At 49.2% G+C, this 25,968-nt stretch carries 31 protein-coding genes; 9 read left to right on the top strand and 22 right to left on the bottom strand.

Annotation, left to right across the window (positions count from 1 at the left end; all coding sequences use genetic code 11):
* From Q0R17_RS12325 to bioH, 4 genes are all read left to right on the top strand, one after another.
* Window positions 1-1,594: HD-GYP domain-containing protein (locus tag Q0R17_RS12325; RefSeq protein WP_293935597.1), on the top strand; the 1,594-nt coding region annotated here is incomplete at its 5' end.
* A gap of 41 nt (window positions 1,595-1,635) precedes the next feature.
* Complete coding sequence (locus tag Q0R17_RS12320) at window positions 1,636-2,124, top strand: molybdopterin-dependent oxidoreductase (RefSeq protein ID WP_293935596.1); 489 nt, start codon at window positions 1,636-1,638, stop codon at window positions 2,122-2,124.
* A 100-nt stretch (window positions 2,125-2,224) separates the two neighbouring features.
* Window positions 2,225-3,370 (top strand): 8-amino-7-oxononanoate synthase, encoded by a 1,146-nt coding sequence (gene bioF / locus Q0R17_RS12315; RefSeq protein ID WP_293935595.1) that lies wholly within the window; start codon window positions 2,225-2,227, stop codon window positions 3,368-3,370.
* Between the two features lie 118 nt (window positions 3,371-3,488).
* Window positions 3,489-4,262, top strand: a complete 774-nt coding sequence (gene bioH, locus Q0R17_RS12310) for a pimeloyl-ACP methyl ester esterase BioH (protein ID WP_293935594.1) — start codon at window positions 3,489-3,491, stop codon at window positions 4,260-4,262.
* Window positions 4,263-4,377: 115 nt separating this feature from the next.
* Here bioH and Q0R17_RS12305 read toward each other — a convergent pair whose 3' ends face one another.
* Window positions 4,378-6,384: an exotoxin A binding domain-containing protein gene (locus Q0R17_RS12305; RefSeq protein ID WP_293935593.1), complete on the bottom strand. Its 2,007-nt coding sequence runs from the start codon at window positions 6,382-6,384 to the stop codon at window positions 4,378-4,380.
* A 737-nt stretch (window positions 6,385-7,121) separates the two neighbouring features.
* Here Q0R17_RS12305 and Q0R17_RS12300 point away from each other — a divergent pair.
* Window positions 7,122-7,358: a hypothetical protein gene (locus tag Q0R17_RS12300; protein ID WP_293935592.1), complete on the top strand. Its 237-nt coding sequence runs from the start codon at window positions 7,122-7,124 to the stop codon at window positions 7,356-7,358.
* Between the two features lie 864 nt (window positions 7,359-8,222).
* Here the strand turns inward: Q0R17_RS12300 and Q0R17_RS12295 are convergent.
* The gene (locus Q0R17_RS12295) at window positions 8,223-8,915 is read right to left on the bottom strand and encodes an alpha/beta hydrolase (RefSeq protein ID WP_293935591.1); all 693 of its coding nucleotides are present in this window, start codon (window positions 8,913-8,915) and stop codon (window positions 8,223-8,225) included.
* A complete protein-coding gene (locus tag Q0R17_RS12290; RefSeq protein ID WP_293935590.1) occupies window positions 8,915-9,448 on the bottom strand; it encodes a PAAR domain-containing protein in 534 nt (177 codons plus the stop codon). Before Q0R17_RS12290 ends, Q0R17_RS12295 begins: the two co-directional genes overlap by 1 nt.
* Before the next feature lie 515 nt (window positions 9,449-9,963).
* Between Q0R17_RS12290 and Q0R17_RS12285 the strand changes: the two genes are divergently transcribed.
* Window positions 9,964-10,371 carry a hypothetical protein gene (locus Q0R17_RS12285; protein WP_293935589.1) on the top strand — a complete coding sequence of 136 codons (408 nt, stop codon included), beginning with the start codon at window positions 9,964-9,966 and terminating at the stop codon, window positions 10,369-10,371.
* Window positions 10,372-10,430: 59 nt separating this feature from the next.
* Here Q0R17_RS12285 and Q0R17_RS12280 read toward each other — a convergent pair whose 3' ends face one another.
* From Q0R17_RS12280 to Q0R17_RS12250, 7 genes are all read right to left on the bottom strand, one after another.
* Window positions 10,431-11,582 carry a site-specific integrase gene (locus Q0R17_RS12280; RefSeq protein WP_293935588.1) on the bottom strand — a complete coding sequence of 384 codons (1,152 nt, stop codon included), beginning with the start codon at window positions 11,580-11,582 and terminating at the stop codon, window positions 10,431-10,433.
* Window positions 11,583-11,761: 179 nt separating this feature from the next.
* Entirely contained in the window at window positions 11,762-12,001 is a 240-nt protein-coding gene (locus Q0R17_RS12275) for a hypothetical protein (protein ID WP_293935587.1), read from the bottom strand.
* Between the two features lie 19 nt (window positions 12,002-12,020).
* Entirely contained in the window at window positions 12,021-12,170 is a 150-nt protein-coding gene (locus Q0R17_RS12270) for a hypothetical protein (protein WP_293935586.1), read from the bottom strand.
* Window positions 12,171-12,178: 8 nt separating this feature from the next.
* Window positions 12,179-12,406 carry a hypothetical protein gene (locus Q0R17_RS12265; protein ID WP_293935585.1) on the bottom strand — a complete coding sequence of 76 codons (228 nt, stop codon included), beginning with the start codon at window positions 12,404-12,406 and terminating at the stop codon, window positions 12,179-12,181.
* A gap of 19 nt (window positions 12,407-12,425) precedes the next feature.
* Window positions 12,426-14,336 carry a replication endonuclease gene (locus tag Q0R17_RS12260; protein WP_293935584.1) on the bottom strand — a complete coding sequence of 637 codons (1,911 nt, stop codon included), beginning with the start codon at window positions 14,334-14,336 and terminating at the stop codon, window positions 12,426-12,428.
* Window positions 14,336-14,827: a hypothetical protein gene (locus Q0R17_RS12255; RefSeq protein WP_293935583.1), complete on the bottom strand. Its 492-nt coding sequence runs from the start codon at window positions 14,825-14,827 to the stop codon at window positions 14,336-14,338. The genes Q0R17_RS12260 and Q0R17_RS12255 overlap by 1 nt, the downstream gene beginning before the upstream one ends.
* Before the next feature lie 432 nt (window positions 14,828-15,259).
* Window positions 15,260-15,532: a hypothetical protein gene (locus Q0R17_RS12250; protein ID WP_293935582.1), complete on the bottom strand. Its 273-nt coding sequence runs from the start codon at window positions 15,530-15,532 to the stop codon at window positions 15,260-15,262.
* 55 nt (window positions 15,533-15,587) lie between these two features.
* On the opposite strand from Q0R17_RS12250, the gene Q0R17_RS12245 reads away from it, so the two are divergent.
* A complete protein-coding gene (locus Q0R17_RS12245; protein WP_293935581.1) occupies window positions 15,588-16,031 on the top strand; it encodes a helix-turn-helix domain-containing protein in 444 nt (147 codons plus the stop codon).
* A gap of 112 nt (window positions 16,032-16,143) precedes the next feature.
* Here Q0R17_RS12245 and Q0R17_RS12240 read toward each other — a convergent pair whose 3' ends face one another.
* The gene (locus Q0R17_RS12240; protein ID WP_293935580.1) at window positions 16,144-16,296 is read right to left on the bottom strand and encodes a hypothetical protein; all 153 of its coding nucleotides are present in this window, start codon (window positions 16,294-16,296) and stop codon (window positions 16,144-16,146) included.
* A 48-nt stretch (window positions 16,297-16,344) separates the two neighbouring features.
* Here Q0R17_RS12240 and Q0R17_RS12235 point away from each other — a divergent pair, with 48 nt between their 5' ends.
* Window positions 16,345-16,716 carry a hypothetical protein gene (locus Q0R17_RS12235; RefSeq protein ID WP_293935579.1) on the top strand — a complete coding sequence of 124 codons (372 nt, stop codon included), beginning with the start codon at window positions 16,345-16,347 and terminating at the stop codon, window positions 16,714-16,716.
* A 119-nt stretch (window positions 16,717-16,835) separates the two neighbouring features.
* The gene (locus Q0R17_RS12230) at window positions 16,836-17,123 is read left to right on the top strand and encodes a hypothetical protein (protein ID WP_293935578.1); all 288 of its coding nucleotides are present in this window, start codon (window positions 16,836-16,838) and stop codon (window positions 17,121-17,123) included.
* A 43-nt stretch (window positions 17,124-17,166) separates the two neighbouring features.
* On the opposite strand, the gene Q0R17_RS12225 is transcribed toward Q0R17_RS12230, so the two are convergent.
* The 11 genes from Q0R17_RS12225 to Q0R17_RS12175 form a co-directional block, all read right to left on the bottom strand.
* Window positions 17,167-17,436 (bottom strand): type II toxin-antitoxin system RelE/ParE family toxin, encoded by a 270-nt coding sequence (locus Q0R17_RS12225; RefSeq protein ID WP_046352216.1) that lies wholly within the window; start codon window positions 17,434-17,436, stop codon window positions 17,167-17,169.
* The gene (locus tag Q0R17_RS12220; protein WP_293935577.1) at window positions 17,420-17,644 is read right to left on the bottom strand and encodes a DUF6290 family protein; all 225 of its coding nucleotides are present in this window, start codon (window positions 17,642-17,644) and stop codon (window positions 17,420-17,422) included. The genes Q0R17_RS12225 and Q0R17_RS12220 overlap by 17 nt, the downstream gene beginning before the upstream one ends.
* Before the next feature lie 67 nt (window positions 17,645-17,711).
* Window positions 17,712-18,773, bottom strand: a complete 1,062-nt coding sequence (locus tag Q0R17_RS12215) for a phage late control D family protein (protein WP_293935576.1) — start codon at window positions 18,771-18,773, stop codon at window positions 17,712-17,714.
* Window positions 18,770-19,180 (bottom strand): phage tail protein, encoded by a 411-nt coding sequence (locus Q0R17_RS12210; protein ID WP_293935575.1) that lies wholly within the window; start codon window positions 19,178-19,180, stop codon window positions 18,770-18,772. The genes Q0R17_RS12215 and Q0R17_RS12210 overlap by 4 nt, the downstream gene beginning before the upstream one ends.
* Window positions 19,180-22,209: a phage tail tape measure protein gene (locus Q0R17_RS12205; protein ID WP_293935574.1), complete on the bottom strand. Its 3,030-nt coding sequence runs from the start codon at window positions 22,207-22,209 to the stop codon at window positions 19,180-19,182. Before Q0R17_RS12205 ends, Q0R17_RS12210 begins: the two co-directional genes overlap by 1 nt.
* Window positions 22,209-22,931, bottom strand: a complete 723-nt coding sequence (locus Q0R17_RS12200) for a site-specific DNA-methyltransferase (RefSeq protein ID WP_293935573.1) — start codon at window positions 22,929-22,931, stop codon at window positions 22,209-22,211. Before Q0R17_RS12200 ends, Q0R17_RS12205 begins: the two co-directional genes overlap by 1 nt.
* A complete protein-coding gene (locus Q0R17_RS12195; protein ID WP_293935572.1) occupies window positions 22,928-23,044 on the bottom strand; it encodes a GpE family phage tail protein in 117 nt (38 codons plus the stop codon). Before Q0R17_RS12195 ends, Q0R17_RS12200 begins: the two co-directional genes overlap by 4 nt.
* Before the next feature lie 8 nt (window positions 23,045-23,052).
* A complete protein-coding gene (locus tag Q0R17_RS12190; protein WP_293935571.1) occupies window positions 23,053-23,598 on the bottom strand; it encodes a phage tail assembly protein in 546 nt (181 codons plus the stop codon).
* A 16-nt stretch (window positions 23,599-23,614) separates the two neighbouring features.
* Window positions 23,615-24,124 carry a phage major tail tube protein gene (locus Q0R17_RS12185; protein WP_293935570.1) on the bottom strand — a complete coding sequence of 170 codons (510 nt, stop codon included), beginning with the start codon at window positions 24,122-24,124 and terminating at the stop codon, window positions 23,615-23,617.
* A 12-nt stretch (window positions 24,125-24,136) separates the two neighbouring features.
* On the bottom strand, window positions 24,137-25,312 hold the full coding sequence (locus tag Q0R17_RS12180; RefSeq protein WP_374759872.1) for a phage tail sheath protein: 1,176 nt from the start codon (window positions 25,310-25,312) through the stop codon (window positions 24,137-24,139).
* Between the two features lie 91 nt (window positions 25,313-25,403).
* Window positions 25,404-25,964: a hypothetical protein gene (locus tag Q0R17_RS12175; RefSeq protein ID WP_293935568.1), complete on the bottom strand. Its 561-nt coding sequence runs from the start codon at window positions 25,962-25,964 to the stop codon at window positions 25,404-25,406.
* Window positions 25,965-25,968 lie beyond the last annotated feature (4 nt).

Raw genomic sequence — 25,968 nt, 5'->3', positions numbered from 1 at the left:
CATGCTGGACAATGTCCTTAAGCAGCTGGTGAAGGCAACGCGCTGCCAGGCGGGAGTCGTTTATTTACTGAATCACAGTCATGCCAAAATGGAGCGTGCTGTGGCCGTGGGCCCATTATTGGGCCATACGGATACGGGCTTTGTGTATATCGACCGGCAGCAGGGCCCGCCGGTGATTCATAAAGTGGCAGAAGGAATGCTTGAGATGCAGATTGAGCTGCGTGGCCGCAGCGGGCAGCCAGAAGGCTTGCTTATTTTGCAGTATCAGGACGATATCAGGCATTCCGATAGCTCGTTTATGGAGTTTGTACATAAGCTGTCGGGCATGTTGGCCGTATCAATAGAAACGCGTCAGCTGATTGATGCGCAGAAAAAACTACTGGATGCCGTTATCCGGCTGATGGCGGATGCCATTGATGCCAAAAGCCCCTATACCGGTGGCCATTGCGAGCGTGTTCCAGAGCTGGCCGGCATGCTGGTCGATCAAATGGGCCAAGAAGAAAGCGGGCCTTATACTAGCTTTAAAATGAGCGAAGATCAGCGCTATGAGTTTCACCTAGGTGCGTGGCTACATGATTGCGGCAAGGTGATCAGCCCTGAGCATATTATTGATAAAGCCACCAAGCTTGAAACCATTTACAACCGCATCCATGAAGTACGGATGCGCTTTGAAGTGATGTGGCGTGATGCCGAGTTGGATCACTGGCGGGCGGTGGCTTTTGGTGCAGATGAAAGCACATCAATGGCGGCGCTAAAACAGCGCCAGCAAGCCTTACAAGATGATTTTATTTTTGTTGCCCGCTGTAATGTAGGCGGCGAATTTATGGCCGATGCAGATATAGAGCGCCTAAAGCAAATTGGCGGGCAAACATGGCTGCGCAATTTTGATAAACAACTTGGCTTATCTGCTGACGAAAACCGCAGGCTAGGTGAATATGTTCCTGAAAGGCTGCCTGTGGCGGAGCAGCTGCTGGCAGACCGTGGCGATCATATTGTGCCTTGGGGGGAGCGTAAGCCTGCGGTAGAAAAAAATGATCCAAATAATCATCATGGCTTTGATATGGATTTGCCAAAGCATGCGCAAAATATGGGCGAGCTCTACAACCTATCTATTCGGCGTGGCACATTAACGGAAGAAGACCGCTTTAAAATTAACGACCATATTGTGCAAACACTGATCATGTTGCGCGGCCTGCCATGGCCTGCTCAGCTTGCTAAAGTGCCGGATATCGCAGCAACACATCATGAAAAACTGGACGGCAAAGGTTACCCACGGCGTTTATCTGCCGATAAGTTGAGTACCGCTGATCGAGTTATGGCGTTGGCCGATGTATTTGAAGCACTAACCGCTGCTGATCGCCCATATAAATCGCCCAAAACACTGACCGAATCGCTGCGGATTATGGCGTTTATGGCCAAAGATCAGCATATAGATGCAGAGCTGTTTCGATATTTCTTGCACAGTAAGCTGTGGCTGGTGTTTGCAGAAAAATTTATGCAGCAAGATCAGATCGATGAGGTGGATGTTGCTGCAATCGAAAAACTATTACCCGCCCCTGCCTGCAGTGATTTAGCCGCTGCAGCACTGGTATAGGGCGATTTTAGGTTTAAAACTGGCTAAAAAAAGGCCCATCCATGAATGTATTTCGCTTACTAATGATGATGCTTTTATTTCTACCTGCTGCAGCGCTGGAGCCAGCCAGTGGCAAGATTATTTTGACTATTAATGGCAAAGTCGGCGAAAAAAACACGGCCACGGCGGCGGTGTTTGATCTGGCGATGCTGGAAAAACTGCCGCAGCAAAGTTTCAGTACTAAAACCCCTTGGGATGCGCTACCCATTAAATTTACCGGCCCCTTATTGCGCGATGTATTACGGGCAGCCAAAGCCAGCGGCCAGCAAATTAAAGCCGTTGCGCTGAATGATTATAAAACCGAGATTCCTTTTGACGATGTGAATCAATTTAATATGCTGCTGGCGCATAAAATGAATGGCCAGGCTATTCCCGCACGAACCAAAGGACCACTGTTTATTGTTTACCCTTACGACAGCAAGCCAGAGCTGCAAACTAAACCTTATTACGAGCGATCTGCGTGGCAAGTAAAAACTTTAAGCATCGAGTAGGCCACCTCTTTAACGACATTTATCCCTGCGGCTTAGCCTGAGCCGGTCTTTGCTGCTGGCGCTAATGTTAGAATTGAGGTTTTCCCCTGCTGGACCTCCCATGCCATTTTCCCAGTTTGCCACCAAGCTTGCCGAGCGTGAGCAAGCAGGCTTGCTGCGCTCCCGTCGTCAGATTGATAGCCCACAGGGCGCACATGTGGTGATTGCGGGGCGCGAGCTGATTAATTTTTGCAGCAACGATTATCTAGGCCTTGCCAATCACCCCGAGCTGGTAAACGCCGCTCAACAGGGGGCGGCAGAATGGGGGGTGGGCAGTGGTGCTGCGCATTTATTGGCCGGGCATTTTGGCCCGCACCAAGCGCTTGAAGACAGGCTGGCAGCCTTTGTTGGCATGCCTGCGGCGCTAGGATTTTCTACTGGCTATATGGCTAATTTAGCGGTGATTACCGCAATGGTTGGGCGCGGTGATACGGTATTTGCCGATAAACTGAACCACGCCTCTTTAAACGATGCCGTGGCGCTTTCTAAGGCAGATTTTAAACGCTACCCGCATCAAGATTTAGCCGCTCTAGAGAGCCTGCTGGCCGCCAGCAGCGCCAAGCGTAAGCTAATTGTGGCCGATGCCGTGTTTAGTATGGATGGCGATATTGCGCCGATTAAGGCCTTGCTGGCATTGGCCGAGCAATACGATGCTTGGCTATTTTTGGACGACGCACACGGCTTTGGCGTGCTGGGGCAGGGGCGAGGCAGTTTGGCCGAGTTTGGCGTGGCATCTCCGCGCATTATTTATATGGCCACTTTAGGCAAGGCGGCGGGTGTAGCGGGGGCCTTTGTTGCAGGTGAGCAAGTCTTGTGCGATTGGCTGCTAAACACTGCACATAGTTATGTTTATACCACCGCCATGCCGCCGCTTTTATCTTGCGCCATGCTTAAAAGCTTGGAATTAATCGAGTTGGAAAGCTGGCGGCGTGAGCGCTTGGCCGCGCATATCGCTACTTTCAGAGCCGGTTTAAAAACGCACGGCAATCTGCTTGATTCCTCTACCGCCATCCAGATTGTGCTGCTGCCAGATAACCAAACCGCGCTGCGCATCGCCAAAGCGCTGTTTGAGCGTGGCATTTGGGTTGGCGCAATCCGTCCGCCTACCGTGCCCACCCCCCGTTTACGCATCACCCTTTCGGCCGCGCATTCGGCTGAGGATATCGCAGTGTTGATTAGGCATTTGCAAGAATTGCTGGCAGGGTGAAGGGACTGTAGGTGTGCCCACGCAAAGCAGCGCATGGGCAGTCTGCGCGGGCATGTTGCCGATACGCGTGGGCACAGATGCCCACCCTACAGAATTTTTTAAAAACACCTGGAAATCAATGAATTCTTTACATATTGAATCAATCGGCCGTGGGCCGGATGTGGTTTTGCTGCATGGTTGGGCAATGAATAGCACGGTTTGGCGTAGCGTGGCGGCGGCACTGAGCGATGATTTTTGCCTACATTTGGTCGATTTACCCGGCCACGGCAAAAGCCATAGCGATCAGCTTTTATCGCTGGAGCAGATGGTGGCGGCGCTAGATGCCGCTTTCCCTCGGCCGGTGCAAGTGGTGGGTTGGTCTTTAGGCGGCGCGGTAGCTAGCCGCTGGGCTTTGGCGCAGCCAGATAAAATTCGCTCGCTTAGCTTGATTGCCTCAACGCCATGTTTTATGCAGCGGGATGATTGGCAGCCAGCGATGGCCGCATCCACCATGAGCCAATTTGCCGCCAGCCTAGCCGCAGATTGGCAAGGCACTTTAAAGCGCTTTATTAGTTTACAAGTGCAAGGGGGAGAGGCGGCAAGGGCACTGGCTAAAACATTGAGTCAGGAATTATTCTTACACGGCGAGCCTAGCCTTGCCGCCTTGCAGCAGGGGCTGGCGATTTTGCGCGATACCGATCTGCGCGGTCAAATGGCCACGCTCAGCTGCCCTGTATTACTGCAATTTGGCAACCGTGATACGCTTACCCCGCTGGGCGCGGCTGAGTGGCTGGCGCAAACCCTGCCGCATGCCGAGCTGGTGGTGCACGCGGGGGCAGCGCACGTGCCATTTGCTTCACATTTAGATGATTTTGTTGCGGTGCAGCGCCGGTTTTTGGCGAGCGGCATGTAATAGACATACCCTGTTAAGCCACAGAGCGCACAGCCTTTCACCATGAAAAGCCGTGCGCCGTGGTTTAGTGCTTACTGGTTATTATTTCTTTTGCAGCGTGAGCGAGCCATCCTCGCTATTTTAGCTCAGTCTTGTCATTGGTGACGTAGTTGGGCAGCGTGCTGATATTTTTCTCATAGTCCGGTAGATTGAGTTGTGAGCCGTTATTGCCCCGGATCATGGACGGAATCACTACTGCATGTTCCGCCAGATCCCAACCCAAGATGGTTTCATCCGGATCGCCTGGGTCTTGCGGCCCAGTGATCGATTCATATCCCAAGGTATCTGCAAGCGTAATGTTTCGGCCGAGTAAGCGACCAATTTCCCTGAGCGCTGCGGCCTCGTCGCTCAGTGCTTGGTTGGTGCGGAACAACTGGGAGAGGGCGGTTCTGGGTACATAGACGCGCATCATGGTGCCCGTTGCGCCGCTATCGTTATCTAGGGCGTAGCCGTAGGCGACTTCTGGGTTACCGGCGATGTAGAGGCCGCGCCAGATTGGCTGTAGCTCCTGAGACCGGCGAGTGATGCCGCCGGTTACGATACTTCTGGCGGCAGCGATCGAACCACCGTGATAGCCCGCGAAGACATAGCCCAGATCTAATAATCGCTGATGGGTAGCCAGCAGGCGCTCTTGGTTCCAGTTGTGGGTAGTGCCGTTGGTGAGGAATTCCACTGGCTCGCCCGGTGCAAAATAGTCTGCGCCGGGGTGGTACTCGCGGTTGACGTGCGCGCCGGTGGCATCGGGCACGTTGCAAGGCGCGCTGTCGGCTGGGCAAGTTAAGGACAACACGTCCGCTCTTTGCGCGTCATCGGCGCTGCTGCCCGGATGGTTGGCGCGGTAGGCGTTCAAGCGGGCTTCTGCCTCGGCTAGCCCTTCGCGGGCCAGTTCTGGCGTTTCGCGCACTGCGCTTCCCAATTGCTCCAGTGCCTCTGGGTTTTCAGCACCGCTGACTGGACGGGAGTGGATCAAATCCTCGACTACCAAGCGGAAGCGGTCGAAAGACAGCCGAGTGGCGATATACAGAGCGACGATGTTTTCCACCCGGAAGCCGCAGGCAGATAGCTCTTCCCAGTTCCTAGGTTGACGAGTGCGGGCTAGTGATTCCAGCGGGATGCCGCAAACACGGTGCGCGGATAGCGCGCCGAGCGCGTTTTCCTTGCTGAAGTGCACCCGGTGCTGGATCGGAGCTTTGGCTATCGGTTTGAATTCATTGATCTGAGGCTTGCCGGCTACCACTTTGTACAGCGAGCCCTCCCAAGTGTTCTTCAGTTGGCAGCGGTTTTGGGTGACGTAGTTGTAGATGGCATCCAGCGGGTCCAGCCAGCACAGCACGATGCCGCTATGCCATTCGCTCCAGCGCTTTTGCCGGTTGTGCTGCATCGGCGCGGCGGTATAGCCCACGCCTGGCCAAGACAGGATGATGTCGTTCCTGGCATTGGCAGAGCTGAACGCCAGCGTAGCCTTGGCTGGCCAGCGCGCCAAGTCGGCATCGTTCAAGTCCACGCTGTATAGCGGTGAGTGATCGACAATCTTTTTATTGCTGTCGATGTCCATGATAAATAGCTTGATGCTGGTGGGCGCGTCTTTGCCAATCGGCACGGCCCAATTCAGGGTGAACCATTCGGTGCGGCGTTTATGAGTAAATTTTTTGACCTGGCCATCGGGCGTGGCCAATTCGATGATTAAACTGCCCGGCGCGGAGCCAGTATCGTAACCATTGTTGATCCGAATCTTGGCGAAGTTGTCAATTTTGATGGTGGCGCTATTATTGGCGGCGGAGGCGAAACGGTCTTGCACAAACATCGAATAATATAAAACCCCCTCTTCCGGTGATGGGGTAATTTGCACCGGTAGCGAGGTGCTGATGAACTTGCCGGGTTCCGGAGGGGAGAGCATGCAGCTATCGGTGCATTGCTTGAATATTTCGAAATCGGTTTTGATGATGGAGCTTGCGGCCTGTTTGAAACTAGCTTCAGCCACCGTAGTCACCGCATCAGAAGGGCGGGCCTCCTCGGTTACGCAGCCGGACAATAATGGAATGAGCCCTGCAGCAATGGCAAATCCTTTATAAAATCTCATCATATCGTACTCCTTGTGATTGAAAGAAAATCAAGTGCTTTGGCTGTAAACCTCCATTTGTTTACTAGATTCGAGGCAGCAGGGGGTACATGGTGAGAAGAGAGCGTTCGCTCATCCCCTGCGGCACCAAAGGTTGCTACTGGATGGCTGCTGTTATATGGCTCAGCAGTAAGAATGGGGCGGTCGATATCGCCTTAGATAAAGTCGATCAGCACCGCTTGCCCAATACGCGGAATAAATGACTAGCCCCAGCTTGCGCCAGCCGATGCGTGGGCTAGGCCTTATTGATGCCTTTACTAGCTGTTACGCGTTGCGGTAACTGCTGTTTGCCTCATGCTGTGCCGTCAGCCTAGCTGAAGAGATGTAAGGCGCTGATGCTGATTAAAAGCTGCAGAGAGAATCAGGCGAATAGATCAAATGTCATAAAAACCAATGACTTACAAGACGAAATATATATTACATGAAGCTTCGTATTTCCCGCGATAGGTTTTCAGTGTTTGTATGGTGTAATTATGAACAAAATAAGTATTTGTAAGGTAAGTGCTGTAGGGGGAAGCATTAATACAGCTTTTAGTAGGGAGTGTAGGGAGCCTTTTCAACTCTTAATTAAGGTATTGATTCGCTGTTTTCTTAAAATAAGCAGTGGGTGATTTCAGCAAGAATGAGACAAAAGCGATACTCAATGATTTGCGCTCACCGATTTATAAGGCAGAGAAGGCTCTGGCAATTTCAAAAATCTGATGGTGTATGCGCCTGACGGCAAGAAAGACGGCATGCAGATCTTGCCGATCTGGGAAGTGGCGGCGAAGGATGACTTCTGGAATATCAAAAACGTAACCCGTGACGACCAACTCAGCGCTCATCGCGTACCCGCACAACTGATGGGCATCATTCCCAACAACACCGGCGGCTTGGGTAAAGCCTACACTCAGCCCCCAGCGCGCACCCTCATGACCCCACCCCGCCTGCTCACTTAGGGAGTAACTGAGTCCAGAGCAAATTTAAATCCCGTTATTTGCTCTTACCCCAGTTATTTCTACTTAAGAATGAGCTGGTTTTGTGGGGGGATTACCGCACAGCCTGACGTATTTGCATCACTATATTACATTAAATTTACTTGAAGATTGTGCTTTGTTCGTGGTGTTGGATTAGGTTTGCGATCTGCTGTAGAGGGGGCGGGAACAACGAGGGGAGGCTGTTAAGCTACCTTACTTAATATTCTTTCTGCGGGGGTGCGGTGCGGGGCAGGGTAATCATTTGTTGCGATTTGTGGTGACGGCCTTAAATGTGACTTGATTCTAAGTGCTTGATTGTATTGGCTAGGTTTAAACCCTTTACGCATGGGGTGCAAGACTGGATATGCACACTGGTATTTCGTAGTTTTTTAAAAAAATTATGTATATGTTTGTTTTATTGTTTGTTGTGGTGGTGTTTTTGTGGGATAGATCGGTAAAAGACCTGCCCCCACACATATACTATAATTAATTTAGACGCGCATGGATGAGTAATGCTGTACCGATTGTTCCGACAATGAATAGGGCATGAGCGCTAAGCCATATCTTCCATGTCCTCATGCGTTCCGTTGAGCCTTTGGGGGCGCGTATTCTCACTCCTATAGCCAGTGCTGTAGATAGTGCACTCAGAGAAAAGCCACACACAAAAAAGAGTGCCCCCATTGCGCCTACTGGCCCTGTATAGAATGACCCCTTGTCTATTTTCGCGCCAGTTAAGTAGTAGACGTACCAGCAAACTAACAGCATTAGAAGGATGCTTGATAGGGCGCTAAGCCACGATAAGATAGAGCCTGCACGAAGAGGTGCATTTCTGGGATTATTCATACTTTATCTCAAACCTTCTGCATATAAGCGGTTGGCTAATGCCTCCCACCGTTTTGGACTATCTGCGACGACATGAGCGTAATAAAAATGCCCCTCTGCTTTATTGTTTTTCATTTGATCACCTAATGTTTTAGCACCCATAATAAGTTCTGTCTGAGTAATTCCAGCATAAATTGGGTCGCCATATTGAATTAAATCAATCACGATAATCTTTTTAATATTCTTATTTGCCTTAAGCTCTTTTAGAAAGTCTGCATCAATTGGGCTTCCTAGTAAAACTAGGTGATTAACAATATTGCCATTCTTTGCATAGTAGTTGGCTGTTTGTGCTGCTAATAATGAGCCATAAGAATAACCAATCAAGTTAAATTGCTCTGATGGTTTGTCCATTCCAGCTAATCGCCATTCCCCACTGTTATCAATATATCTAATGTTGATGCCTGCTTGTAGGGCATCTATAAACATTCCGTAATCACCTATTGATTGTGTTGCAGAGTTGGTTTTCCCTACATAACAATGCTGTATTCCTGCTTTCATAAACATATCTAATTGTGGCTTAACATAAGGGCCATCAAGACCCGCGCCGCCCCAATAGAGAGTTCCGCGTGGTTTATTCACTTTTACAGGCACAGGTTTAGTATCAGATTTTAAGGTCAAGGATGCGGCAATAACGACTATAGGAACTAATGGACCCATTATGGATTCTCCGCGAATACTTCAATGGTGATTTCTTCCGGCTTGGTACCATTGATCTTTTGTGTGTGGCCCTGAGCGTCTGTGCGACCTTCAACAATTCCACCGCTCCAATTAATCCGATACATTCGATTTGCTAATGGTTTTCCGGTTAAATCATCGGTGAGAGCAAAGTGTTGGTCGTAATCTGCTGCCGCCACTATAGCCGCCGCAGCTGTCATAGTTTTTTTTGCGCTGTTAGATGCACCAGATGAGGCTGCACCGCTTCCTTCATACGAGCGCCCGACCTCTGGCATGGATGAGATTAGAACCGCTCCACATGAAGTCTTATGACCTTCTAATGCAACGGACTTACCGCCAACATTCCACGAGGGGTCACCTTCAATAATTGGACAAACGCCGTGGCCAGGGATTGGACAACTGACTTTATCCCCAAGGAGAGCAACAGGCTTGCCAAACATATTGCTCGTTGATGCAGCACTTATTACAACTCCGCCGTGGCTGGTTTGGTCGCCTAAGCGTATTACTCTTTTCATGCTTGCTACCTATAAGAGACCAAGATTAGTACACTAATCTTAATCTTTGCTTACTAGGCTCACAATAAGAGGTAGGGTGTATTGGCTAGGTAAGCTGATGTAATTAATACACACAGGACTTGCATTGCTGATGCAATGTTTTTTTGTTGAACTGTGTTTTTTGTAAGGAATGTTGCTATTAATGTTGCTATTGTTGGGCCTAAAAGAGCCTTTTTAGGCATAAAAAAAGCCACTTAGATTTCTCTAAGTGGCTGATTTCATTGCTTTATACTGGTGGAGCCGGCGGGAGTCGAACCCGAATCATGGCATGATAAGTTATTGATTTTATTGGGCATATAAAATATAGCTGTTATTAAGTTGTTATTGCTTATTTATACTGTTTTCTTATTCGTAAGCTTTTTAGTATTCTAATTATTTTAATAACGATGTTTTTTTGTTTTAAATAAAAAAATTTGGAGTGCAAAGTGTTTTTTAAACTTACATATGGGGGATAATCTAACACTAGGCAAAAAAATATGTTTTATATTTGTCGTTTTTACTTACAAAGCGTATATATATTTTTGCTAATCCACAGCTTAGTGGTTGTTGTTTTTTATAAAATTGTGATTAGTTCACCACTATTTAAATATATATATGGATGTGATGAAATGGCATATTTTGAAATAGGTATGGTTTCTTTTGTGTGTGCAGTGGCTCTTCCGTCAGTTTATTTTTGTGGTTATCAGCTCCGCCGTCTTGGAGCGTGGACTAAACGCGGGGACAAGCCGAAAGATCGTGTAGGTTTTTTTCTTGTGACTGCTGCTATTGTTGGTTTTATTATAGGTAGTTTTATCCAGCCATCTTGGAATAAAGCTGCTGAGTGTAGAGCGGCTGCAGGCCAAACAGGGCAATCTGTTATGGTATGTACGTTTCTCCAAAAGTAATTTGTTTGAATGATAAACAAAAAGGGCTCGCTGTCGTGCGGCCCTTTTTTATGCAAGTCTTATTTCCCGAATAAAGATACCGCTTTATTACCTGCCTCTCTATTAGCTTCTGGCATCCATTTTCCATAAATTCGAGCAATCATTGTCCAGTCACTATGGCCCATTTGTTGGGCTACCCACATCGGATGCTCTCCTGCTGACAGCATCATCGAGGCGTAGGTGTGGCGGGTTTGATAGGGGCGGCGGTATCGGACTTTTGCCCGCTTTATAGTAGGAATCCAAAGCGTTTTTCTAATAGCTTGATCTCCTTGCCATGGTTCACCTGAACGAGGGTTTAGCCAAATTCTGCCGGATTCATGAGTTAATGAATGGGCTTTTTGCTCATTAATAGCAGCTAGGGCAGGGGCTAGTAATTTGATGCTGCGTATTCCTGATTTTGTTTTGGTGGTCTCGGCTTCATCGCTATGCTGAGTAATTGCCTTATTGATGCGTACAGTTCCGCGTTTCCAATCAATATCACCCCATTCCAGCGCCACCAGTTCTGATGGTCGGATGCCTGTCCAGAAAGAGAATTGTACTTGATTGTAGGACGTCCCCTTTAGTACACCTAAGATGCTGGCTTGTTCTGAGGTGGTGAATGGGTCAACATCATCTACAGGTTTTGGGGCATCTTTACGGCGATAGTTCCAGCCGTAAAGCGGGTTGTTTTCAATCATTTCATCATGGGTTGCATCTTGCAGCGCTACACGTAGCGGGCTGAGAATATTTGCAATTCGTTTATTTCCTACCTTGGTCATTGAGTCGCACCATTCACGCAGATGATTGCGCTTTAAGTCTGCTAGCTTCAGTTGGCCAAATTGAGGAATGATGGTGTTGTTAATGATTCGCTGATAATCCACAAATGTGCTGGTTTTTAAGCTTGTTTTTTGTCGTTCGAGCCAGCGTGTTAGGTAGGACTCTAGAATCTCTGTTTTGCCTGGTGTTTTGGAAAACCGTTCAGCAAGCTTTGATTGTGGAAAGGTGACTAGGTAATCAAAGGTGCCATTGTCTATCGCTTGTAAAATGGCGTCTCTGTGCCGTTGGGCTGCGGCTAAGTTAGCGGTCGTGGGCTTGAGCTGGACACGTTCACGGCATTGCATACCTTGATAGCTGAAGCTGATTTGAATTGATGTTGCACTGGCTGCTTTAACTCCTTCGCCATCTCTACCCATCTTTCGTATTCCTCTAAATCAATAAGTGTTTTCATACCGCTGAGTGTTAAAACTTCTCTGCCTTTGAGCCAGTAGCCGTTTTTTATTCGAGACCAAACAGCCTGCGGTGTATCACCGGTGATCTCGCAATATTTATCAATGACTACATAGCGTGTTGAGTGCTGCATATATTCCCTTCATTAGTAGCCTTGGATGCGCTGGATTTTTATTTTCCGAGTGTTTTGTTCTTGCCAGTCTTGGGCGCACTCTTCGCAGCAAAATACTGTGTCGTTTACGGCTATTGCCTCACACCAGCGGCACTCTCCGTTAGGCGTTGGGGTTTTGTCCTTGCTAAGCTTGGCCGTCTCAAAATGATGGCTAATGGCGTTAATGCGTTGCATTTCTGCAAGCTCACATGCACGGTCGATGGAATCACTCACCGGTTTACTCCTTAGTTAATTACTCAACACCATCAGCGGCTAGTGCATCAAGAAAACCCTCAATGTGGCTTTGTAGGTCTTCCAGATTTTCTTTTGTTTTTTCGGGACTAACGCTGGTGTCACTAAAAACGGTTTCAACTGCTTGCATTGCTATATCTACGTTATTCATTAGTTTTCCTATTCTTCTTGGAACATAAATGCGGCATCGAGTAGCGTATCAACCGCGTGATCTTTTCCTGACAAGGCTTCAGATAGGTGGATCAGTGCTGTAATGCGATTACCTGAATCAAGATAGCCAGAGGCATCTTTAATAATGGCGATCGCTTTTATTACTGCTTTTACTTGTTCTGATGCGCCACAACCGGCCAATCGCTTAGCCATGCTTTCCATTGTTTCAACTTCCATTTTTTATTCCATTAACGTATTAAAAAAGGTTTGTTCGATCGGTTGTGGCGCCACAATCAGCGCCCCAATCTTCATCAAATATGGGAGGAAGCCATGCTGTTTTGCCTTCGGCATTGATTCCCCAGCTACCGGCTGCAATCAAAGCGGGAAACTCTGTTTTAAAGTCCGCATCTTCGGCGCGGAAAACCTCAGTAAGCCTCTGAAATTCGGCTTTATGTTCAGGGGTCGAACAGTTATTTACACAAGTCCAAGTGCTCGCGGCTTCGCCGCTGCGCTGAGAATCAACGGCCAAATCAAAACCAAGGGCTGACTTTTCTATGACTTTGCTGAGTGTGTCGTCTCGGCCCCAGCTCACGTCCCATTCGTGCAACTTGGTTTTGATGCGTTCAACAATCACGCCATTCGGCGCACGCACGACCACGGCAGAGACAATCGAGCGCACTTCGCCGTATTTATTGACTGGGTCGATGAGTTCGCCGGTACTTTCATCTGGCACCAAGGCATTTTCATAACCAATTTTGTAACCGTGCTGCACACGCTTAAATGCTTTGGCGAACTTGGCCCAGTCGCCCACGTCAGCAGCGCGGTGTAAATCGCTTAAGATAATGAGGTTTTCTTGCTCGAATAAATCGGCTTTGCGCAGCTCGCGCCACATCGTGACCGGTGGCTGGCCAATAGTCTGAAATTGGCGAATACGGTTTACACTTGCCCAGGCACGTACCAGCTCTGCACCCATTGGGGCTGAGTAACCCGATTCAAAATCTAAATCCATATGTGCGCCATCGATGTTCTTGCACAGATACTTGGCGATATAACCCACAGCCGAACCCTTGCTAGGGTCGATGTTTTCAATGGTAAAGCGATGCTCATCAGCACCTGCCTCGTCGCCATCTTCTTCTAGCGCTTTGGCTTCAAACAGCGCCAGCATTAAATCGGCGCGGTCTGCTTCACACCACAGCAGCAAATGCCAATGCGGCGTGCCGTCGGCGTGTGGCTCGACAACACGAATACCAAACGGGGATAAATCGCGGTGCTTCCATAGGGCGCGTAAATTGGCCCACAATTTGCACAAATACTGATGGGTATCGCGTGGGGATGGCTCGCCAAAAGCTTTATATTTCTTGCTGCAAGCGTGGTATTTAGAGGGCGCGGTTAATGTGACAAAGAAGCCAGGCATACCCAGCTCGGTTGCTAGTTCTTCCATCCCGCGTACACGCACCATCAACTCAGTGCGGCGAATAGCAGGATTAGAAACACCACGGCGGCTTAGCTCTTCAAGCGTGGCGGTAAAGCCTTGTTCGTTGGTGGCTTCGGCCTTTTGCAGTGCTTTTTTATTGTTTTCATTACGAATGCGGATGCGTAACGCGGTGGCCGCTGTGACATAAGCATCTTGATGCTTACCCACATCGCCTAGCCTGATATGGGCATGTTCAACGGCAAATGTCACCGCACGTTTTAACCGGCCACGCCACCACGTTGGATCGCATAAGCGTTTTGTCATGGCCTCAAACTGCTCTGGCTCCATGCCGCTTAAATCTAGCTCTAGCCCATGATCGGCAGCGATGTTTACCGCCTCAAGCATAAAGTAGGGGCGTAGCAAGCTATCGTCTTTACGGCCTGCTTTCGCTTTACTCACCACGTCGCCGCATTGTTCTGCCGCCTTGCGGGCAATATCGCCCAGCTCGATGTCGTCGCACTCAATCGGCAGCAGGGTGGCCCGTAATTTATTAGCAAACTTGCGGACAAAGTCGTTGGCGTTAGGCACAGCAGCGAGACCCGCAGCTTTGCTTAATTTGCGCCACTTGCTACGCAAGCTGTGCTTGAGCTGATCGGGCATGCCAATAATCAGCTTTTCAACATTGGCGGCTTCTTGACGCGCTTGCTGCGCGTAAATCTGCTGATGCCAGCGGCTTTGTGCGGCGGCGCTCATTACGCGTCCATTGCCAGTGGTGCTCGGCGGTCTTCGCCGCGAGTGAGTGGGGAGGCGCGTAACGCCTTCATGCGTGCAGCGGTGTCTATCTCGAAACGCTGATTAATTTCAGCCAGTCCACCACCACAAGCATTCAGTAAATGGGTAAGTGGCAGCATATTTAAGCTATCAATATTTCTGAATGTAGCGCCCTGAATCAGTGGGCGTAGCTGCGCATTAAACTCGATGACTAAATTCTGTATTTGAGCGAGTAAAACGCGGTTGTCTGAGCTAAGCGGTAAGTCGGCTTGCTTCTCTGCGGTAGGAATATTTTCTGGCGGGATAGCTACCCACGCGGCCACCGGCTGGCAGTTTAGAAGCGTTTGCATTTTTGCCAGCTCAAGGCTACGCACATCAAGATTGATCTTCTTTGCATTGCAGCGCTTAGGCTCCAATGTATTAATGACTCTTGGCGTAAAGGGTTGGGCTAATTGCTCTGCGGTGGCGGCCATCGTTTTATCCAGACGTAACAAAGCCCTGATGGCTGTTTAACAGGCATCAGGAGACTTATTGAATGTGGGGTTTTACTACTGAGGTTTAGAGCGCGAGGGGTAGCTGGTCTTTATGAAACTTTGGATCGTTGGCGGGCCTAAACTCTGTCCATTTAAAGACTTCTAGATCTTCTACAAAATTTGGAATATGTGAGCGGCTAAACTGAATAGTGACCTCAAACCTAGCTGAGCACTCTCGGCATCTTACGGCCGCCGCTACTGAGGTTGGGGATGTGCGGTGGCTGTCTCGTGTATTGGTTTTAGAATTACAGTATGGGCAAAAAATTTCTACGGCCATGATGATTACTCCAAAGCTAACAAAAATTACAAAACCCAAAGGCAGAGCCACAAACGACTACCATTCGTCGGGTAAGTGGCTTATATTTCCCAGCGTTACTTAGCGTCACCCTGAGGAATTTTTGCTTGTTTTACTTCTATTGCACATTCAGCCTCAATACTTTCAGGTGCTAGGTCGATAATTTCGATCCCAAGAGAGTTGATCCCTTTCTGTACCAATATTCTGACCATTGCAGCCACAGATCGACACTCTGCTTTTGCCATTGGATTGATGATTAGGAGTTCAGCAGAGCTAAATCTTGCTTTAACGGCTTGTTGATCCAAGACGCCGCGTGGCTGCCGTGGGGTGACATGACCGGATTCATTCATTTTTCTGCTACCATTAAGAGGTCTTAGAGTGTCTTTATGTGCTGTTACAAAGCTTATGAACCAATTATCGGCAGATTTCGTTATGTTGTCAAACGTTGAAGAACGATATCTTCTTATTTCTAAGCGCTTGCGAGAAGAAAGGAAAAGACTTGGCTTGTCTCAAGTAGACCTCGCAAACTCTTTGAATATCTCAGTTCGGGCATATGGTGGCTATGAAAAGTCCCAAGTCGTTGCCCCTGTTTCGGTACTAATCCCACTTGCTGATTTAGGTGCAGATATCTTGTATATCGTCACAGGTGAACGAACAGCCGCATTATTATCCCCACAAGAACAGCAAATGATCAGCGCTTTACGTGCTGCTACGCCTTCTGTTCAAGCCGCGCTTTTGTCAATGTTGAAGGCTGGCGTTGAAACACAGACAGTTATTAATCAAAAGTACGCTGGAGGCGTAGGGCAGGTCATTGAGGGCAATCTGAAAATGAAGAAGTTTCAGTTTTAAAACTCAGGAACTAACTGGCTAGCGGCTATGTGGCATCAATAGCAAATGTATCAAACCAAATAGCACTCCTCGCCCTAAGTGGGCGTCCCCCATTTTTTACATTAGTACATGGTTATATTCTTATGAAAATGTCATTTGCTGCCATTGCTTTGCCTTTAGTTTTACTTTCTTTGTTTAGCCATGCCGCTAATACACCCTGCTCAGGTAAAAAAGGAGGAATAGACCATTGTTCTAATGGTAAGTTTATTTGCAAAGATGGCAGCATGAGTAAATCAAAGAAGGTCTGTAGTTAAATCAACTAAAAGGGTTATAAATGAAATTAGTATCTAAAGGATTTTATGCAATTCCACTAATTACGCTTTCTATCTTGTTCTCATCTTCCGCAATGGCTGCCCCAGTAAGTGAGAAACAAATAGAAAAAGAAACGCGTGCAATCTTGAAGGAGGGGCGAGCAATGAGGCGCAATGATCTTTATGCATGTGGAGATCAAATGAGACGGCTTATTCCTAGGGCAGATAAAAATAGTGCACAGGAAGATGCTTTTTTTAAAGGCAAGATGACGAATAAAAGCTTATTGCTTGGTGAGGCAACAATACGAGCACGGCAGTGTGTTACCTGTTCTCCTTCTGCGGTTGAATACTGTGATTTAGGCGATTCAGCGCTGAAAGAGTATCGAAGTAATTAATAAATAAGCATAAATAAAGATAAAATATAATTAAGTGAATTATTTAGTATGATTTTTGTTATATTTAATTAAGCCAGCCCGCATTATGCGGGCTATTTTATTTTATGGCTCATTGAATTATGAAAAATAAACCGTTTATAAAAATAGGTATTGTAGCCAATCATGATGTGAAAATAAAAGATGCTCACTTTCATAATGAAATATTTCAACTACGTATCTTGCGAATTTTAATGGTAATGAGCGTGATGATTATTGTACTTTCGTTAGCTCTTGGGTTTGTTGTTGGAAAAGAATACTTTTTACCGCGTGCATATGAAGAAATAATGAGGCATGAAGAAGCGCTACTTCCAGCATCATCTAAATCATTCGTTCTTAAGCATGTGGCTAGTGCTACAGCGGCAACATAAATAAAAAGCCCCTTTATGAAAAGGGGCTTTGTTTGATTTAAAGCTATTTGTACACTTCACGTCGATTACCTATTTTCACAACCAAGATGCGCAAGGCTCCATCTTCTATGCTGCTGATAAGTCGGTAATCCCCTACGCGGTACTTCCAGAATTCACCGAGCTTAGAGCCTTTTAAGGCTTCGCCTATGCTGCGTGGATCTTCTAGCGTTGCTACCCGCTCCCGTAAAAAAGCCGTAATTCGTCGTGCTACTTGTTTATCTAGTTTGGCTAGATCTTTCTGAGCTTCTTCATCCAGTTTAATCAGCCAAGCCAAGGTTGCGCTCCACTTCTTCTAAGCTATATGTTTTGCTTTGCCCAGAGCGGATAGCCATTAAGCGCTGTTCGGCCAGATAGAGGTCTTCTAAATCATCCAGATGCTGAAGAATGGCCTCTTTGGCGTAAAATGTTTTAGTCCTGCCGGTACTCTTCGCTAAAAAATCTAAGCGGCTTTCTATCTCGGCAGGTAGTCTGATTGCTAACATCGCTTTCGTCCTTTAGAGTTTGCTATACACATATAGCACATGTTCGGCTTATGTTCCAGCTTGGTTTTTACCCGTCCACCTCACTAGCCTTCACTTCCAGCTCTAAAGCCGTGGTATAGCCGCTATCGGTTAGGCTGTGCACGGCGCGGCTGATGATCCAGTCTTGCTTATCGATAATGGGCTTAAAGCCTGAAACGCTGGCGGGGAGTTCGGGGAAGAGTTCGGGGCGGCCATAGGCGAGGGTGATTGAGAACTGAGCCACGCCGCGCTGCAGTTTTTCCCATTCGGCTTTTGCGGCCCGTTCGGCGTTGGTTTTGCTGGCGTAAACGTGTCTTAGGGTTTTGACATTATCGTCTGCGCCCTGGATCACTTCGCCTTGTCCTGGGCCTGCTGCTTTCTTCTTTCTGGGTTTGCGTTTTACGGTGGTGGTTTCTTTCTTGGCCGTTTTGGTGTTTTGCCATGCGGCTTTTACGCCGCTATATGCGCCTCGATCCGCAATGCCGAACCGGTGACTATCCCCTGATTGGCGCGTAATCAGCACTTTACCCAAGGGCTTGCCGCTGGCCGTGGTGGCTTGGCCTGCTTTCATAAACAGCAGGCTGTTATCTTTGACTGTGGCAATGGCGTCAAACATTTTAGCCAAGCGGCTTAAAAAGCTGGCGTCGCTTTCGCTGGTTTGATCGATGTGGCGGATGGCTTGCCCGGCTAAGTCTGGCCCGATCCGGTGCAGGATTTTGTTTTGCTTGGCGATGGTTTCAACAATCGCGCCCACGGTGGTTTGGTGCCAGGAGCGCTCTTTTTTAACGGATAAGCCAGCGCGTAAATCAGCACTGCGAGCGCGGATGGTGAGCTGATCCGGTGCGCCGCTATGCTCGACTTCATCGACGGTATATTGGCCCTTATCGACTAAGCCACTATCAGACCAGCCCAGCGACACACTGACGATGGCACCGCGTGGCGGAATATCCAGCAGGCCGTCGCTATCGTCCAGCGTAATATCGAGCTGATCCGCTTCAAAGCCGCGATTGTCGGTCAGGCCAACCGATACCAGCCTATCGTTGACCAGCTTAGAAATATCCTTGCTACCCACTAGGATTTTAAACCGCGGGGATTGATGGCCTTCGTTCATTGCAATAGGCCCATGATGGTTTCGAGTGGGTCGGACGTGATCCGCTTAAGGGCTAAGTTAAATTCAATCTTGCGGGCTGAGCCGTTTTTGTAAAACAAGGTGCGGGTGGTCTTGATGGATTCGATGACGTACTCGCCATAAATCCAGCCGGTGCCTTCAATTAAAAAATATTTCTCCCCTGTGTCGGCCATATCGTCCAGCGCGAGCAAAGAAACCTCGCCTGCGTTCAGTTCTTCATACAACACGCCGCTCAGTGCGATTGTTTCCGTATCTGGCCCTAAAAACTGATTAGCAGGGCCGATGCCGATCCGTGTTTGGCTGGCGTGCCGCCATGATTTGGACTGCTCCAATGTTTGGTAAGGTGCGCTGGATAGCTCAAAAACAAACATGCCTAAGACCATCATCATTAGTCGCTATCTCCTAAGCGTGAACGGCTACGCACCTGCTTCTGGCGTTCGGCCTTGGCGATTTCTTGTGCGACCAGTTTTGCCAGTGCCTGCTCGTTCATGCCTGGCGCGGCGTTGATCGTGATTTGGAATATAGGGGCTGAAGCTGCATTGTTTGCGGGGGCGGTGCTGGCAATGGGCGGGCGTGTATCGATGGTGACACCGGCCATTGCGCCAAGGCTGGCCCCGCCAATCATCAGGCCGCTGGCCGCGTTAATAATTTGGTTGGTGATGTTCTTTATGGTGGCCAGTGGCGCATCTTTGCCATCCGTTAAGCCTTGATCCAAACCCGCGACGGTATGCCGCCCAATCTGGGCAAAGACGCGGGAAGGGGAGTGGATATCAAGCGCCTTTTGTACCGGCTCGGGCAGCATCTTGGCCAGCTCGTAGAACTTGCCTTTTAGCCAGTCCCATTTACTGGCAATGCCTTGCCATAAGCCTTCAACAATTTGCACCCCAATAGAGATAATTTTAATGGGCAAGCTAACAAAAGCGGCCAGCACTTCTGCGACAATCACAACAAGATGGGCGAGGAATTGACCAAAGCCGCTACCGCTCTGAGTCGCACCCTCTAAACTTTCCTTAGTGGATTGAATCGGGGCAAAGAGTTTACTTACCCATTCCCAGGCTATTTTAAAAGCGCCGACGATCCAATCCCATACCGGCATAAGTGGCTGTAATGCGGCCATTAATGGCGTAAAAGTTTGCACAAAGATGGCTTTTAATGGGGCGATTCCTTCTGTAAATCCTTGCCATAGGCCGGTAAAGAAGGCTTTGATGGGTTCCCAATATTTGTAAATGAGCAGCGCTGCTAAGGCAATGCCTGTCAGGACTAAGCCGATAGGGTTGGTGAGTGCCAAGCGGCCTACAAAAGCCAATGTCCGACCAAATTGCATGACGGCTTTAATGGGGAGTTTGATTAGACCTATCCCCCCATTAAGTAAGCCTTTTCCCCCTTTCACGGCAAGGTTAGCCCCACCCTTTGCCGCGTCCTTCGTCATTCCACCTAGACCGGCAGTCCGTGCGTATTGCATGGCCCCTGTGGCCTTACTGGCCGCCATGGCACCTTGTGCGCGGATGGCCCGCCAAATGGAGGCGGTATATCCTTTTACTGCGTTATTGGCTCGGCCCATCGATCCGGTCATAGACTGGAATATGGCCTTGGGGCTGGTCTGATTCAGTGCTTTTAAGGTGGCACTTAATTTTCCATAGCTTAGGGTGGCGGCTTTGACTAATTTTGTGCCTAATCCCATTTTGATATTCAGTAAGCTAAGCCCATAGCGCATCATCACCATCGGCCCCAACGCGGCAGCCATAGCTAAGGTGAAGCCGCCCATAATGAGTAATGCTGCCGAAATAATGGCAAACAGCCTGACTAGCTTCTCGGTTAACGCTGGGTTTTCTTGCGTCCATTTTTTAACCTTGCCAATCACCTCGGTAATGCTTTGGATGACGCCACGCAAAGGGCCGTCGTTTGTTTCATAAAGCTGAATATTCAGGTCTTCCCATGCCGAACTTAATTTCTTTACATCGCCATGGGCATTGTCTGCCATGATTTCGGCGACCTTCGCCGCTGTGCCCTTCGCGTTTTCTAAAACTTTGATGTAGTCGTCAAGCGCACCGATGCCTTGATTCTCGATAAGTTCGGATACGCCTGTGGCCGCTTCGGCCCCAAAGACCTCTTTTAAAATGGATAGCTGGTCAGCCGTCCCCATTTTTTTGGTGGCTTCTGCAACCTCTTTTAAAAGGCGTGGAATAGGCCGTACATTGCCCTTTGCATCTTTGTACTGCACATTCAGCGCTTTCATCGTTTCAGCCGCTTTACGGGTTGGCGCTGAAATTCTAAGCAACATGGCACGCAGTGTGGTTCCTGCTTGGCTGGCTTTAATCCCCACATTACCCAAAAGCCCCGCCATAGCCGCCGTTTCTTCCAGCCCCATACCGGCCTTTGTGGCGACCGGCCCTACGTACTTCATGGTTTCACCCAGCATCTCCAAGTTGGTGTTTGAAGTCGTGAAGGTCAGGGTTAAGACGTCGGCTACCCGCTGCATCTCTGAGGACTTGATTTTAAAGCCGCTCATAATGTCGGAGGCAATATCCGAGGTGCGGCCTAGATCCGTTCCGCCTGCCAGTGCCATATCTAAAACACTGGGCATGGCGGCTTGAATGTCTTTTGCTTTAAAACCCGCCATCGCTAAATAGCCTTGGCCTTGTGCCGCTTCTGTCGCCGTAAACTGAGTGTCTGCACCTAATTGGCGTGCTTGCTGGCGCAAGGCTTTTTGCTCTGGTGAATTCTTATCTTGCCGTGTCAGTGCCTGCACGCGTGACATTTGGGCGTCAAAATCCATACCGACACCTAATACCTTACTCATGCCATATAAAGCACCGCCACCCGCTGCGGCCATACCGGCACCGGCCCCCGCCATTTGATTACGTACATTCATGCCTTTTTCGTAGGATGCTTTGGCGGCATGCATACGCTGAGATTGCTTGCCTAAGCGTTCAAGCTGTAGCTGTTCTCTTTGTAGGGCCGCTGTTGTGCTGACTGCATCTCGTCTTAGTTCACGCTGATGTTGTGAAAGGCGCTCCATCGGCACCCCTGCGACACGTAACGCGGTGCCAAGCTGTTGCTGCTTGGTAATCAGCTGAGTGTGTTTTTCGGCTAATTGGGCGGCTTCTTTTTTTGCCCGCTCAAATTCGGCCCGCATTTTTTTAGTGGGTTTTTCCGTTGCGGCGAGACTGGCCCCCAGCAGGGTGGCGCGTTCTTGCGCGGCCTTCATCTTGCCGGAGGCCTGTGTCATATCTGTGGATAATTGTCTGAAAGATTTAATGCTGGATTGGGTTTTATCTAGCTCTTTCATTTTGTTTTTTAGTGCGCTGACTTGCTTTGATACCGCCTTGCTTTGATTCAGTACCCCTTTAAACGGCGCGGTGAATTTATCAATCGCTTTTAAAACCACTTCTAGTCGTAAATTTCGCGCCGCGCTCATTAGTGCTCCTTCAGTTGTGCTAAGCGTTCCAAGGCAATATTTTTGTATTCCTCGCTTAACTCACAGCCCAGCCAGTCGTAGCCTTCCAATTGCGCCGCAAGCAGGGTGGAGCCTGATCCGGCAAAAGGATCAAGAATGACCCCACCTGGCGCGCAGATCTTAATCAGACCGCGCATTAAGTCGGTGGGCTTGCCGGTGATATGGAACTTGTCTTTTTGCTTGACGACTTCCTTATAAACACCGCGCAAAACCCCCACATCGCGGGCCAGCGGCATATCGCCTTTGCTACCCCAGACGATGTATTCGGCTTGATTGCGATATCGGCCCATCACTGGCCGCACGCCTTCGCCTTTGTCCCAAACCGCAATGCCACGCCAAGTGAAGCCCGCCACCTGTAGCGCATCGGTAGTCAGCGGCAATTGTCGCCAGTCGGTAAATAAGCAAATGGGCGCGCCGTCTTTCATGACGCGCAGGCATTCAGTCAGCCAAAGCGTCATCCAGCGCAGGTGGGCGCGTTGGTCGCGGTGATCGCCGGTGAAGTCGGGGTACTTTCGCTTGCTGGTGCTGTTTTGGTATTTCTCGCTTGTGCTGCGGTTTTTAGAGCCGATATGTAGGCCGCCTGAGGCGTAAGGCGGGTCGGTCATCAGTGCGTCAATGGATAAGGCAGGCAAGCCCTCTAGGAAGGGCAGGCAGTCTCCGGCGTGTAATTTATTTTTAATCATGAATCTGGGCTTTGTCTTTTTCTTGCGGCTTCACGCCATTCTATTAATTCCGATACCTCCATGCTGTCCATCGCCGAAGGCGGCCAGTGGAACACCATAGCGATATCGGCCATTGCATCATTTACGCAAGCGGGTAATCCGGTTTGTTGGCCTTCTGCAATAAAAAACCAGCGGCTACCCCAGCCAGTTGCAAGAGGTCGGCGGGGTCTAGGTTGTTGACGTCTTGCGTGGTCAGAATAGGGGAACTAATGCGCGGTAATACCTTGGCCAGTGTTTCTACATCCATCTGCAATAGCTCGCCCAGCTTCACGCCGCGCAACTCACCGGCCTTGGGTTTGCGTAAAGTAATGGCGCTGATGGTTTGGTTGCCACGCGTAATGGGGGTGTCTAGCTCGACGGTGTTTTCTGGGGCTTCGATGATTTTGTTTTCTGGGGTTTTCATAGTTTTAATCCTGTTGATTAGGGTGTTGATTTTTGATTGCAAGCCGCTAAATAGCCGCTTTGCTGTTTTGCTGAGTTGATCCGTTAAGTAAGCGCTTAGCGTGGAGAAGCGATAAGTTACAAGATCTGTTTTTGATAAAACGAGCCAGCATGTGCTTCCTCTAAAAAAGACAATCAGCACGCTTTCTTTTGCCCCCGCTTTATTGAGTGGGTCACTTGCTTTCATAGCCTCTTTCCTAGGTTTACAGGCCAATAGCGGCGCGGAATTTGGCGAGACGATCCGTGCTGCCGATGTTTTCAATCATGTTGACCACATCAATTTCAATCAGCGTTTCGCCATTCATTTCGAATTTGTAATAGCTGAGTGAGCTGGAGACTTTGAACTCGGTATCGTCGCCAGGCTTTGCGCCGCCCATATCAATTTCTTTGTGACGACCGCGCACGGTGACTTCCACCGCGTCCACTTCTTCCGACTCTTCCCGCTGGTAAGCACCGGCAAAGCGCAGCAGCTCGGCGTCGTGGGTGGCCGCGCCAAAGCTGAGCAGAATCTCGCGCATCATGCCGCCGCAAGTGAACTCCATTTCGAGTTTTTCCATACCCAGATCAATATCGACCGTGCCGTTCATGCCGCCGCCTCGGTACTCTTCCATCTTGCGGCTGAGCTTGGGCAGGGTGACTTCGGTTACTTGCCCAACAAAGTTTTCGCCATTGAGAAATAAATTAAACAGTTTTAACTTACGTGGTAATGCCATGCTGTTCTCCCTTTAGCGGCCTACGTTGGCGGCAAAGTCCATAAGGTATTTGTCGGTAATGCGCTGGATAAAGGTGAGGTCTTCCAGCGGTGGCATCGGGGTGTAGTCGTAATCAATCGTCAACTTGCCCGCCTTAAGTGCTTCCTTATCGTTGGCGTCACTATCTAGCCAGGCATTGAAGCCCATCAAATAACCGCCAGACACTAAGGCGCGGCCTTTGGCGTTGAGTCCTGCCAAAATATCCTTAGCAAGGCTAGGCGTCATCGGCTTATCAACCGCCCACATATGCGCCTCGGCCATCGTGTCGGCCAGCACTTGCGCGGTGCGGGTGTAGCTTTCAAACTTGAACAGTGGGTCGGCGCTGAGGGTGTGGCTTCCCCAAAAAATAAAGCCTTTGGAGCGAACCAGCGTGGTGACGTCGGCAGCGTTCAGTAAGCCTGCATCGGTATCAGGGTCTTGCAAGTCCCAGAACACGTCTTGGCTTAAGCCGGTTACGCCGTTAATCACCACATTAGAAAGGGTTTTGTGCCAGCCGGTTTCTTTGTCGATCTTGGCGCGTAAGCCCATCGCGTAGGCCACCGCCAGATCTAAGCCTTGATCGCCTTTGCCGTCAAAGTTGGGATTGCTAAAGTCTGGCCAGATCAGCATCAACTCGCGCTGGCCAAAGTTTTCTCGATACTCAAGGGCGGTTGCTAGGCTATTGCAGCCTCGGGCGCTGATATAGGCGAAGGCGCGTAGCTTCTGGCAGATCGTTGCCAGCTCGTTGGCCACCAGCAAAGTGTCGTAGCCTGGTACGCCTAAGATGCGCGGCTTAACGTGGACCGTGCTGTTAGCTGATAGCAACGCTTGCAAGCCAGTGAAGCGGCCCTGTTCGTCGGTGCCGCCGATGATGTTTTTCTCGGTTTCTTTTTCGTCTACGCCTTCTTCTACCCGTACCATCACAATAATCGGGCTGGTTTGTTTAGAGATGGCGCGTAAGGTGCGTAGCAGTGTGCCTTTGGTTCCGGCTTTACCAATGGCTTTTTGTACGTTGGTAATCAGTACTGCTTGATTGAGCGGGAAGAAGTCTTTGTCTGCATCGGATGCCGTGCAGACCGCACCAATAACAGCGGTGCTAATGGTTTGAATGGTGCGCGTGCCTTCGTTAACTTCGATGACGCGCACACCATGATTGAATTTATCGCCCATGATTTCCTCGGTTTGAATTGACCGAACCATGATGGGCGATTCTGTTTTATTTGGCTTTCACTGGGGATTGTGAAGCCTTGAACGACAAAGCTTAGGCGGGTGTTTCATTTAAAACCTGCGCCAATAAGCTTTCAAGTCGTTCGACTTTCTCATTTAAGGCGAGTAATTGATCGTCAGCGATGGCCGCCGGTGGGTCTAAAACCAGCGGGATGGGCTGAATAGCTGGCAGCCATTTTTTACCGTTCCAGACTGCGCCTTCAAAATACGGCAGCAGGGTAAAGCCTTCGGGTATCGATCCTAATGTATCAATCAAACGCGCCGCGCCGTCGTTGGTTTGGTAAGCAATCATCTTACGGTAGTCTTCAATCTGCGCCCAGCACTGATCGGCCTTATTCCGAATCACGGTTTTATTTTTAGCGGGCCTGAGTTTAGGCCCATCTAGCACTGCACCGGCAGGCAAGCCGCAATCTTTAGACACCCACATTTCAGCCTTGCCGATATATTCGAGCGTGTGGGTATCGTGGCAAAAGCAAGCCACGATGCCGTCATGACTGGCAAAGCCGTCTTGATCAAATGAAACGGGCTTCGCGGGAAGTGTTTCTGGCTGCTGCTCTGGGCGGGTGTTGTCTGGTTTGATTGTATTTTTAAGCATTGGA

The organism is Iodobacter sp. (assembly GCF_025352645.1).
Classification (GTDB): Bacteria; Pseudomonadota; Gammaproteobacteria; order Burkholderiales; family Chitinibacteraceae; genus Iodobacter.
Note: the sequence above shows the minus strand (reverse complement) of the source record. Positions and strands in the feature narration are given on the sequence as shown.